Consider the following 11,293-nt stretch of genomic DNA (forward strand, 5'->3'; position numbering starts at 1 on the left):
AAGGTTTCTGGCCTCAAGCTCATGCGCAAGCTCCGACGAGGGCACGGCGAGCTAAGCGCGTCTCACCGCGCGTGTCAGAAGGCTCACTTCATCTTGGTTTGGATGTCTTCCAACAAGGCGACATGCTCAGTGATCACGGCGCGGGCTATCTTTGCGACGTTCATGTGTTCGCGGTTCTGTGGGTTGCTTTGCAGATACTGCGACTGCACCTGCAGCAGAGCGCTGTGTCCTTCCATTTGCCCCTGAAGGTACTGGCGGTCGAAGGCCTCACCAGCTTGAGTGTTCTGCAGTCTCTGGATCATCTCCCTGCTTTGGGCATCCATCTGCATGGCTGGGGCGTTTGCCCCTGAGGCGGCGCCCGGTTGGCTTGACTGGGCCGCCGCGCCCGTTGCCGATGTCGTGGCGGGATCCATCATGGAGTGCAGAACCTCGGCGAGGGTGGTTTGCTCCTGCACCTCAAAGGTAGCAAACCTCTTCAGGTCGGCATTCTGCGCCTTCTGCTGCGCGATCCGGCTGGTTTCAAGCGCCACCATGCCTAGCTGCATGGTCTGCTGCATGTGCTGCATGTCAGCCTGCGTCATCTGCTGTCCACTCATGCGGCTTGCCCCGCCTCCTGAGCTCCCAGCTGCTCCACCCGCAGCACCCGGTTGTCGGGGTGAGGGGGATCCGCTGGTCTGCGCCAGTGCCGGGACGGTGATTGCGGCAGCCAAGCCGGCCAAGACAATGCGACGATCCATGGTACGTCTCCTGCTGTGATTTGTGGCACTCAACAGAGGCAACTGGCCTGGGTACTACGGGATACCAACGCAGCAGAGCTGATTTGGTTAGGATCGTCACAGCCGTCTTGTCGGCGTTGGGCCGCGAACATTGACGCTAAGGCTCGAGACGATCCGCTGCGAACTGGACGCTAAGCTGAAACCTCACACCTTCCTTAGCGTTTGGGTAATGCTGGCTGGTGCCAGCAAGCTCCGGAGGAGCCGATGATCTCTCGTCGATTGCAAACTCTAGAGATTGTGGCTGCATTATCGTTTGCAGCGGCGCCTATCGCTGTTGCCCAGTCTGGCGGTGGGGGCGGCGGCTCTGGTGGGGGAGCCGGTGGCGGTGCTAGCGGCGGCTCTGGCATGAGCGGTGGCGGTTCCACAAGCAGCGGCGCGACCAGCACAGGAACCAGCGGATCGACGGGCAATTCGACGAATACGACAACCGGTACTACGGGCTCACCCCAGCAGTCTACCGGCGGTACGAACTCAAATGGCGCGGCAGGCGGAGCATTGACACCCCCGATCGTTCCACCGGGAACAACCGGTTCTGTTGGCAATCCAAGCAGTGCCAGTTCTAGTGCTCCCCGGCAGGGTCCGGGAGCCGGCGGTTCCACTGGAAATCAGACTGGTCTCGGCAACATCGGGCCGGAAACCGAGAAGGAGCAGCGAGCGCAGGAGCAGAGCGACAAGGCGACCAAGTCCATTTGCAGCCAGTGTTGACGCGTAGTGCCATTCTCAGGGCAATAGTCCGGCAAGCCTCTGAGATCGCCATGCACATGTTTTATCAACCCACAGGCATGGAGATGCCGACCACGTCCCAATGGGCACGTCTCCTATTTGTAAGGCAAGCGAGTCAGTCTGACCTACGGCTGCCCCGAGATGCGGTCTCACTCAACGCAAGAAAGAGACATGCCTAAGAGCTGCCTCGTCTGGTTCCGGAACGGCAGCACAAGCGATGCAGATGGTGGGTTTCGCTTGTGCTGCCGTCACCCCTTAGATCAGGCTGCCTTCTGGTTAAGTGCTGCCTCGGCAAGCTCGGTGAGAAGCTGATCTGTTTTCTTCTCCTCCTGCAGCGTCTCCTCGAAGAGGGTCACGGCATCGTTCATGCCGAGCTGAGCAGCCCAGCTCCGGAGCGTGCCGTAGCGCGCAATCTCATAGTGCTCCACGGCTTGTGCAGCGGCGAGCAGGCCAGCATCAAGGGCCTCGCTGTCAGCAAAGTCGTCCATGACCTCCTCACCTTCAGCAAGGATACCCTGCATGGCCTCGCAGGTCTTCCCCTGCGGACGCTTGCCAACCATTTCGAACACCCGCTCGAGACGCTCGACCTGCCCCTCGGTCTCGCTCCGGTGGGTCTCAAAAGCCTGTCGAAGCTGATCGGATTCGGCGGCCTTCGCCATTTTGCGCAGCGATCTCAGCAGCGCTTTCTCGGCGTGGTAGATGTCCTTCAGTCCAACCAGGAACATGTCCTGCAGGGTCTTCTGCTTGGCGGGCATAACGGTCTCTCCAGCTTTGTGTGCGAGCTCGTTCAACATCGCCCTGAAGGCCATTGTTCCGGGGAGCATCCATCGGAGGCACAGCAACACTGACCTGTGGCTTGTGAGCCTGCTCTTGCCCCAAATCAGCTGATGCTGGGGTAAGGGGTCCGGGGCTGGCACCCGGACGGGCGTCGCCCTCCACAACTCTCGAGGTCACATCAGTCTCTCGCAGTGTGCCCAGACGTGGATCAGAAGGGACTCGGGAGCGTTCACCGCTCGCTGCCACGGGCAGGAATGATGCGACAGAGGAGAAGCTTCCATGACAGACCAGCAACCCAATGTACCAGGCGGTCCGCACCTGCGGACGGTAGCGATGCCGCGGGATACCAACCCGAGCGGTGACATCTTCGGCGGCTGGACCGTGTCGCAGATGGACCTTGCCGGTGGCACGTTCGCGGCTCAGGCCGCGGGCGGGCGGGTTGCCACGGTCTCGATCGAAGCCATGGAGTTCCTACGGCCGGTCTCCGTTGGTGACGATGTCTCCTGCTACTGCACCCTGGTCAAGAGCGGCGAGACCTCGGTCACGGTTCACATTGAGACCTGGGCCAAGGCAAGAGGGACACAGGAGAGCGAGAAAGTCACGGAGGGGACCTTCACCTTTGTGGCCATCGACGAGCACGGCAAACCGAGAACGCTCCCTATCCCTGGTCAAAGATAGATTGCTGGCGGACTCTAACAGCTACATGTCTTAGTGGCGGTGGCTCGCGCGAGAACTCACCTGACATCTGGGTCACCGTTCGCCTAGTGCGGTCCTGATCTGCTGCTCGTCTAGAGCGAGCTCTGCCACGAGCGTGCCCATGGCATCCGTATCGAATTCGTCCTTGTGGTCGGCCAGAAGCTTGGCGCACGCCGCCTCGATTGCCGTCAGCCGCAGCGAAGTTGCATTTCCGATCGTTGTGTCCCTGTCTCTGAGTCCTGCCGAATCTCGTCAGCCTTGCTTCGCCCGTTGACCCAAGTCGCGCAGTAGGTCTCTGGCTACGGCAGCTTGCTCCGGGTCCGCATCGTCGATTTCCTCCCTCACGGCCGCCATCGCTGCGACGGTTGCCTCGCTACGGGTGTTGATCGCATCCGGAGGCACGGCCGGTTTGGGCAACTCGTCCTCGGGGGCGTTCAGGCCTATGTGGGCGGTCCGCTGGTATCTGCAATTCCTGGTCAACTAGCGATAAAACCGAGTGATGAGGATCGTGGTTAACCTGGAGTCGCTGATGGGAGCGGCCACTGCACGTGGAGCTTATCGAGAATGGCACAGCCTGCCGAAGCCGTGATCCGCGAAGCCTTTGCCGAACAGGCGGAGGCCTGTGCCGAACGGGGTTCACCCTTTACCAGCCGCCTCTGCGAGGCTCTTGCGCGCGTCCTTGACCACTCGACCTGCATTGGGCAGCATGTGCTGGAATGGCCAGGGCGCCCCGATGCTCGGGGCGACTCGGTTCCCCTGCGCCTTGTGGGCGGTTTGCACGCACTCGTGCGTCGGGGCTCCCTGCCAAGCCTCGCTGCCCTCTACCCACCGCATCCCTTGCCAGATATCCCCGTCCTGGAGAAAACGTTGGCCGAGGTGTTGCCAACCGTCGACAATAACCTCCTGCCCTGGCTCGACCTGCCCCCGCAGACGAATGAGCCGATGCGCTCAGCCCCTCTCATGGCCGGTCTCCTCGTCGTCGCTCAGGAGAGCAAAGAGCTGCCGCTTGCGGTCTACGAGGTCGGCGCCAGCGCTGGTCTTCTTTTGGTGCTGGATCGTTATCGGCACTGCCTCGGAAAGACGGCAGTAGGCTCTCCGGATGCACCTGTCCTGATTGAGCCCCATTGGGAGGGTTCTGCGCCGCCCAACGCGCATGTGCGGATCGCTCGCCGGCACGGAAGTGACCTCGAACCCCTCAACGTCAGCAGTCAAGAGGACCGTGAGCGCCTGCTCGCCTATATTTGGGCCGACCAAGCGGACCGCCTCGCTCGCGTCGAAGCCGCACTTGAGATTGCCGCAGTGGAGCCGCCCCGCCTTGACGGTGCGGAGGCGGCTGTATGGGCGGAGCGCACGATTAACACCCAGCCAGAGGCGGGAGTGGCGCGCGTCCTCTTCCATGCGGTGGCGATGCAATATGCCGGTGAGGAAACGTGTGAGCGGATTGCTGCCCATGCGGCGCGCGTCGGAGCCCAGGCCAACGACGGCGCCCCGTTTGCATGGCTACGCTTCGAGGCGGACCCGGAGTTCAACGAGAAGGGGAGCCTGCACCTGACGCTTTGGCCCGGTGGCAAGGAGGAGGTGCTCGCGATCGGAGACACCCACGGTGAGCGGTTGCGCCGGCTTCGATAATGGACCGGGATGCGACTCCTCAGCCGCCCTCCTCCTCTCTGGGTTAATGGAGAGGATGGTGGCCTCAGCGCTGTTGTCACCAGCCCCTTCCGCTTCAGCCTTGCTGTGGGGATAGCCGTCGAGGAGCCCCCAGATATAGGCTCCGATCAGGAGGTCCGTCCTGTTGCTGTGCTCGGGCACGTGCGCCAGGGGACTGCCCGCGAAAGCCCAGATCTGATGCTCTACATGCCAGCACACCGCTTCCACCCCCGCCTCGAGCTTGGGGCAGAGTGATGGCTTCGTGTTGCGGCGACAACGGAGCCATTCCAGCATTGGCTTCCCCGGGATTGTAGTCCGACCATGGATAACTTGTGGGAGGGCCCTGGCGAAGGCAACGCCAGTTGGGGCCATCAAGGCAAGAGATGAAAGGCCCCACCCTCGCTGGTTGATCGCCACTGGATCGGCATGGCACCCATCTGATGGGTTTCCGGCCGCATGCTTTGCTGATCATTGTCAGCCCGGTGCGAACATGCCCCGGGCTTGGAACCCCAGGGCATGTTCCCATTGAAACCAAACGTCAGAGTGAGTTCGATCAAGCGGCCCGGCTGACGCGCTGGAGCGACTTCTCTGCCTGAACCGTCACGGTCCGACTGGCCTCATCGGCGAGCTGTTGCGTGAGTTCCGCCATGCGCCGGCTGTTGTCGAGGGTCTGCTCCAGGTTGTCGCGGATGAGCGAGGTCTGAACCGCAACAAAGTCTGCAACCGACCGGCACCGTGCCAGACTGCTCAAGCCATCGAGGTTCATCTGCAGGCGCTTCTGGCTCAATTCAAACCATTCGCGGGACACATCCTGGACGCCGCGGGCCAGAACCGAGCTGGCTTGTGCGACGGCTTGCAGGTTGCGCGAGGACTCCTCGGCTAGGCTCTGTGCATCCGCTGTACGGGGATTGAAGAGCTGCATCGCCCGGACCGTGCTAAGCCGGGCCAGCTCCGATGCCGTGCTCAGGCCAGTCTGCACGGCCTCCTGCATCGCCCGAACCGCCGTTTGGGCTCCTTCCGCTCCAGCCTGCACCGTGCTGGTCACATCTTCCGCGACCTGCTGAACGATCTCGACCTGCTCGCGGGCACGCTTGGTCTCAGTCCGCTTTGCCTCCTCAACACTTGCCATCTCATCCTGCACTTGCTCGGCCACCGCTTCGGCCTCCTCGTCGCTCAAAACCTTGAGCACTGCCGGAAGCAGCTCCTTCTTGTCGTCGCGAATATGCTGCTGGAACACTTTCTTCAGCTCAGCTACCTTGCTGAGGAACTCACCATTGTTCTTCGGCATACCGTCCAATTCTGCCAGGAGGGCACTCGTTTCCTGGTTGTCCTGGATGGCCTCTTGAACCAGGTCCTGCATCCTGTGCTTGCTCAAGACGGGAAACAGATACTGTTCCTGGAGATTAGCCAAGAGGTCCAACTCCTCTTTCAGATCCGATAGCAGGCGCTCACGGGTTTTGGCGGCATTGTCAGAGGTGGCGAGGAGCTTCTCGAAGAGCTCGTTGGCCTTGTCCGGCGGCGTCTGGCTGAAGGTTCTGGTGGTCATATTGCCTCATAAGATAAAAACTATAGAATCGAATAATGTTTGGCCCAGCGCGCTGGATCTTAGCCCATGCGGTGTGACACGAATATAACGCTTGGAGAAGCTACTATATTGTAAATCTGTCGCAATATTCAAGGATAAGCCTAAAGGTTTTTGTCGTGCTGCTTATCGGGTCGCCTCAACATGGCAGGTGTGCTATGTGGCAGGATACTTCAATAAACGATTACTGTACCCAACTACGCCCATTGTCTCAGTTAGTCTTATCGTGCAGGTCCTTGCCAGCCCCTGGTGGAGTGTAAAAAGAAAGACCCATCTATTAACTATGCCAGTACATTGCGTGATGTACAGCCAGAGCAAGACAGGGCGCACGACGTAATTTGAGGAACCGTTCCCGCCCAAGGTCGTTGCTCTAGTGCGCTGCAGCAAATTGCTCGCAGTTGCGAGATAACCTTCCTAGTGCGTGAAGCCCTCTTCCGGGGCTCAAGTCTGTACTCACTGTCTCCAGTTCAACGGCACTTTGTTAACCCCACGCCTACAGCTCGCTTGCGACACCGGGAAGTGTGGCAACACCACCTTTGTATTGCGTTTAACGATTAATTTTCACAGCCCATGAGGATCACATGACCACGAGCAAACAACTGACTCAGACACCTCCTGCCAACACCGATGAGAGTGCGAAGCAAGTGGTCCAGAGTGCCGCAGAAGGGGCTCAGCGAATGGCGAGGGCTCCCATGAGCACCGGCTCCATCTTCTGGGATGCCATGTTTGATATGTGGAGCGCTCCGCTAGGTCGTTCCGTAGCTCGGCCCACTAATGTCCAGACATCCTCGCAGGCAGAGGAGATCATCCCGCTTGCGGAAGAGACCCTGATCGTGGGCAAGCAGACCGTGACCAGCGGCACAACCACCGTGCGCCGTGTGGTTGTTGAGACCCCGGTTGAGCAGCAGGTGTCGCTTTATGACGAGCGGGTGATCGTGGAGCGACGCAAGCCAGTCACCGACGCTGCCACAGGCGAGACACTCGCCGAGCTGACGATCGAGATGATTGAGTCGTCCGAAGTGCCGGTTGTTGGCAAGAGCATCAAGGTGAGGGAAGAAGTTGTGGTCCGCCGCGAGCGCACCAGCCGTGTTGAAACCGTGCGGGATACCGTCCGCCGGGATGAAATTGAGATTGAGCAATCCGGTCAGAACGAGCGCTCGGGCCGCAAGCGGCCGGCGCTCGCCTCCAGCCGGAAATAAAACCCGCAATATTAGCTGCCCTCGCAGAGGATCGCGGTCACCAAACCGCGATCCTCACCCCTGCAAACGGGACCGGAATGTCGATCGAGTTGGGCGTGGAGCTCGAACAATCAGGTCAAGTTCAGCGATAGTCCTCGGACTGAATTCAGCGGGCTGCGCTTTCATGGATTTCGATAGCCTGTCGTGCGAATGCACACCAGGCGGACCGGAGGTCGGAAAGGATTGTCTCAGATGAAGGCTACCATGAACATCGACTGCACCCCTGAAGAAGCACGAGCGTTCTTAGGATTACCGGATGTGCAACCGATGCAGGAGCATCTGATGAAGGAGATGCAGGAGCGTTTGTCTGCCAACTTGAAAGCGATGGGTCCGAATACGATGATGAACGCTTGGCTTCCAACGACCTTCAAAGGCTTCGAGCAACTGCAGGAACTGTTTGCATCGCAAATGAACCCGAGCAGGACGAGATAGGTGCTGCGGCAGTCGCTGTTAGGTCACCGCTGCCCTTTTCTTCAAGAGTTCTGGGTCCTGCATACACGGCCGAGATCAGAGCACCAAGCCACCGGCCCTGCAAGCGTCAGACATGATGGATATTGAGGACAATGTCACCCGAGAGGTGGTCCACTCCTTGTGGCTCGCGCGGCAATAGCTCTCTTGCATTGCCCTTAGCGTGGACACGCGACCGGGGACAAAGATAGCTGACCCGTCAGCCTCATGCCCTTGATTGTGAGATCTGTCTCGACCTTGATATCCATGAGGGGCATGGTAACCGCTGATTAACCATAGCTGCGCATCCTCCGGTTACGCCCCTGGTAAATGAGATCTCCAGAACATGACGATAGACACAACCTTCCGTCAGATGATTGATGAACAGCTTCAAACGATTGGGCGGGTACTGTCCGGTATTGAAAGAGGTGGGGGCGTGGTTCATCTGCGTAACCTTGGGCTGCTGCTGATCGAGGCAACAGGCCTGCCTGAGCGCAATCCTGGCCTTGTGGCGGCCGCTGATGATCTTTACGCCGCCGCTGAAGCAGTTGTGCGCAACAGCCACAAGGGCGCGCAGCCGATTGTGCGGAAGCTGCGCCTGTTCAGGGAGGCTCACGAGCGCTTTTCTAGCCGCATGAGTGGAGCCGTTACTCAGAACAGACAGGAACGCTTGCACTCTTTGGAAGCGGCGACCTTGCAGGCTGCCTAGCAGGCTCTCGGCTCGGGTTGTCTGCGTTTGATCATCGTCATGACGTCAGGCGGTTCTCTCACCCGACCGTGTCATGGCCGCCAGCCCGCGCGTCGGTGTAGGTCCCAATGGTGCCTGCGGCGGCCTCGAGTTCGGTGGCGAGTGCATTGAGCTACAGTTGTAAAAGCCCTCTCTTTGCGCATCGTATCCTCCTGATCGGGAGAGCCTTGGCACGGCAACCGTTACAGACTTCTTCAAAATATTTGTTCTCAGAAATATGCATGCAGCCGCAAAGTTAGAATGTCCTGATCCCGGAAAGTAGGAATATTACACTCCCCGCTTCTGGATGATGCGGGAGAACGCGGATGGGACTGATTGCGATGAGCGATTGCGATCCGCTACGGATCGAGGTTTTATCGAAGGTTGTCGAGGTCCGCACGATGATGGCTTCGAGCAGGATGGTGATGCAGTGGCGCGGGGCTTAGGCCGGCAGTTCGCGAACAGACTGTGGCTCCGCTGGGCTGACATCAGGTCTAACGGGAAGCAACCCATCTCCTAAGGACCCTCGGCGCGTGATGAGCTGTCCGAGTTAGAGCCTGACGCACGAGCCGGATTGAACGGGGTCTGCGCTGGATCGATATCTCTGCGCGGGTCGCTGTTTTTCGAACTCTACTGGCAACTCTGATCGAAGGTTTCCACTTGCTGCGGCTGAGATGAAAACGGGGTCCACGGGTAGCACTTGCGGTACGCATAACACTACGGCTGCGTTGAACGCCATCCTTGCGCACTTCCTTCGATGCATGGGCAGGTGCCGCAACCAGAGCCGCGTAATTGATCCCAACGGATGCAAGGTGGAGACGGGCCCGTCGACAATACTCAACACTGAGAGCGCTCATCGTCTCGGATCCATGCCCAGCACGGTATTTCATGAGCGTCCGGCAAAGATCTCCACTGGCCAGGCGCCAAGCCTTGGCCAGATAACCTACGCCATAACGAAGGTTGGTCTGCGGCTGCGCCAGTTCGGCTGATGTACCCTGGAATCCGAGCAATTCGGCTGTCTTTGGTCTCACCTGCATCAGCCCGATCTCGCCGACACTGCCGATGGCAGCTGGATCGTACCGGCTCTCGATCCGCACCACAGCATCCACAAGGGCTGGGGGGATGCCATTGGCGGCTGCCTCGTGGGTGATGGAAGGCAGATAAGTGGATCGATCTTTCAGGGCATTTGATCGAGCGTCGACGTCCAAAATGGCAGATGTTTCGATGAATTCAGGTTCAGGGGGCAGTGGAAGGAATGCAAGCTGCTGATCAACATCAATTTCATCGACGTTGAAGTCAGGGTGAGCCGAACTTGAACCTGCATGCATCAGCAGGAAAACAGTCGCATACGCAAAGTGACGCAAACTGAACATTGCCGAAGTCCCTCTGGGCTGGCCGGATACTCAGCTTTTCGGAAAAGTGTTGAGGGTTCGTTTATGCGGCATGCGGTGTCGGCAATGTCGCAGCCCGCCCATGGGGCCAAAGCAAAAAGCACGAGAGAGCGCTGCCGCGCTTAGGCAGCGCTCATCTGCTTTCCAGATCGGCATCAGTTTATCGAGCTGACGCCTTCACTTGCTCGAAGACCTCTTCGGCAGTTGGTTCTGTCGCTAAGGGATTGCTGGTTTCCTTCGGTGCTTTCAGGAGACCAGAGGTCTCAAGCGAGCGGCTGAGAGCAACAATAACTTCGTCAGCAGCAGACATGTTACGTACTTGAGTGGTCTGCTTGGACTGGTCCAGCAGATCAAGCACCGCCTCGACCTGCTGGCTGGAGAGCGGCACCTCAACGTTCGACTGCAGGCCATTTAGCGCGATGTAGCGCCACTCATACGCATACTCGGCCGTCACCTCAGGTCCAAACCACGTCGGGACCTCGAAGCCTTCTACCTGCTGGACGTCGTCGAACTCGACGGTGATGAGATCAAGGCTGCCAGGGTACACAACTCGGTCAAGCTGTACCTTGTGGCTGAGGCTGCCTTCGGGAGGTATATGGAGGCGATCGTAAGAGATCTGCCCCATGCACAGACCAAACAGCGCCTCTGCATGTTCACGCGGAAGCGGAGCCAGTTTCTCCACCAGGTCTCCTGCCGGATCAGGCGCTGACAGGACAAAGTGAGCCTGGTTGGCCTCCAGCCGGATAAACTGGTCTTTGCCGGGTTGGGACGAGAGATAGCCCTCCACAACCTGACGGTCGACCCCTCGCTCTCTGGAAATGAGACGAGCGATGCACGGAGCAACAAGGAAGCGTCGAGCATTCTTCATGGGAGCACCTGCAGAATAAAATGATGAAACGCAGGGCCCATGGTCTGCTCGAACCTGTTTACAAATGTTTACCTAAATACTTTCCTAAAGCTGACGCTCTGTGGTGAAGCGCAAACGAAAAGGCCCCGGAGTGATCCGGGGCTTTTCCACTGTGGCTGATGGGAGCAGGACCTTAGAAGTCCATGCCGCCCATTCCGCCACCGGGCATAGTCGGAGCAGATTCCTTCTTCGGAGCCTCGGCCACCATGGCCTCGGTGGTGACCAGGAGACCAGCCACCGATGCTGCATTCTGCAGAGCCGTGCGAACGACCTTGGCCGGATCGACAATGCCAGCCTGAAGCAAATCCACGAACTCTTCGGTCTGCGCATTGAAGCCGAAGGTGTCCGACGCGGTGTTGTCGTTGATCTTGCCAACAACCGT

General features: G+C 59.2%; 11 protein-coding genes. 5 read left to right on the forward strand and 6 right to left on the reverse strand.

Annotated elements, in window-relative coordinates:
• Positions 1 to 83: 83 nt before the first annotated feature.
• Both JKG68_RS22000 and JKG68_RS22005 read right to left on the reverse strand, forming a co-directional pair.
• Entirely contained in the window at positions 84 to 737 is a 654-nt protein-coding gene (locus tag JKG68_RS22000) for a DUF4142 domain-containing protein (RefSeq protein ID WP_512699487.1), read from the reverse strand.
• 1,022 nt (positions 738 to 1,759) lie between these two features.
• Positions 1,760 to 2,254, reverse strand: a complete 495-nt coding sequence (locus tag JKG68_RS22005; RefSeq protein ID WP_202063502.1) for a YciE/YciF ferroxidase family protein — start codon at positions 2,252 to 2,254, stop codon at positions 1,760 to 1,762.
• 301 nt (positions 2,255 to 2,555) lie between these two features.
• On the opposite strand from JKG68_RS22005, the gene JKG68_RS22010 reads away from it, so the two are divergent.
• On the forward strand, positions 2,556 to 2,954 hold the full coding sequence (locus tag JKG68_RS22010; protein ID WP_202063503.1) for an acyl-CoA thioesterase: 399 nt from the start codon (positions 2,556 to 2,558) through the stop codon (positions 2,952 to 2,954).
• A gap of 582 nt (positions 2,955 to 3,536) precedes the next feature.
• Positions 3,537 to 4,601: a DUF2332 domain-containing protein gene (locus tag JKG68_RS22015; protein WP_202063504.1), complete on the forward strand. Its 1,065-nt coding sequence runs from the start codon at positions 3,537 to 3,539 to the stop codon at positions 4,599 to 4,601.
• Positions 4,602 to 5,172: 571 nt separating this feature from the next.
• On the opposite strand, the gene JKG68_RS22020 is transcribed toward JKG68_RS22015, so the two are convergent.
• Positions 5,173 to 6,165, reverse strand: coding sequence for a phasin family protein (locus tag JKG68_RS22020; RefSeq protein ID WP_202063505.1), 993 nt, complete (start codon positions 6,163 to 6,165; stop codon positions 5,173 to 5,175).
• 728 nt (positions 6,166 to 6,893) lie between these two features.
• On the opposite strand from JKG68_RS22020, the gene JKG68_RS22025 reads away from it, so the two are divergent.
• The 3 genes from JKG68_RS22025 (at position 6,894) to JKG68_RS22035 (ending at position 8,595) form a co-directional block, all read left to right on the forward strand.
• The gene (locus JKG68_RS22025; protein WP_312890911.1) at positions 6,894 to 7,400 is read left to right on the forward strand and encodes a YsnF/AvaK domain-containing protein; all 507 of its coding nucleotides are present in this window, start codon (positions 6,894 to 6,896) and stop codon (positions 7,398 to 7,400) included.
• A 243-nt stretch (positions 7,401 to 7,643) separates the two neighbouring features.
• Positions 7,644 to 7,871: a DUF6489 family protein gene (locus tag JKG68_RS22030; RefSeq protein ID WP_202063507.1), complete on the forward strand. Its 228-nt coding sequence runs from the start codon at positions 7,644 to 7,646 to the stop codon at positions 7,869 to 7,871.
• Between the two features lie 361 nt (positions 7,872 to 8,232).
• Positions 8,233 to 8,595 carry a hypothetical protein gene (locus tag JKG68_RS22035; protein ID WP_202063508.1) on the forward strand — a complete coding sequence of 121 codons (363 nt, stop codon included), beginning with the start codon at positions 8,233 to 8,235 and terminating at the stop codon, positions 8,593 to 8,595.
• A gap of 512 nt (positions 8,596 to 9,107) precedes the next feature.
• Here the strand turns inward: JKG68_RS22035 and JKG68_RS22040 are convergent.
• The 3 genes from JKG68_RS22040 to JKG68_RS22050 form a co-directional block, all read right to left on the reverse strand.
• Positions 9,108 to 9,986: a lytic transglycosylase domain-containing protein gene (locus tag JKG68_RS22040; RefSeq protein WP_246515717.1), complete on the reverse strand. Its 879-nt coding sequence runs from the start codon at positions 9,984 to 9,986 to the stop codon at positions 9,108 to 9,110.
• Between the two features lie 178 nt (positions 9,987 to 10,164).
• Positions 10,165 to 10,872, reverse strand: a complete 708-nt coding sequence (locus JKG68_RS22045) for a CYTH domain-containing protein (protein ID WP_202063509.1) — start codon at positions 10,870 to 10,872, stop codon at positions 10,165 to 10,167.
• Between the two features lie 172 nt (positions 10,873 to 11,044).
• Positions 11,045 to 11,293, reverse strand: a 249-nt coding sequence (locus JKG68_RS22050) for a TCP-1/cpn60 chaperonin family protein (RefSeq protein WP_281399192.1), incomplete at its 5' end; no start/stop codon positions are given.

The organism is Microvirga aerilata (genome assembly GCF_016743775.1).
In the GTDB taxonomy this organism is placed as follows: domain Bacteria; phylum Pseudomonadota; class Alphaproteobacteria; order Rhizobiales; family Beijerinckiaceae; genus Microvirga; species Microvirga aerilata.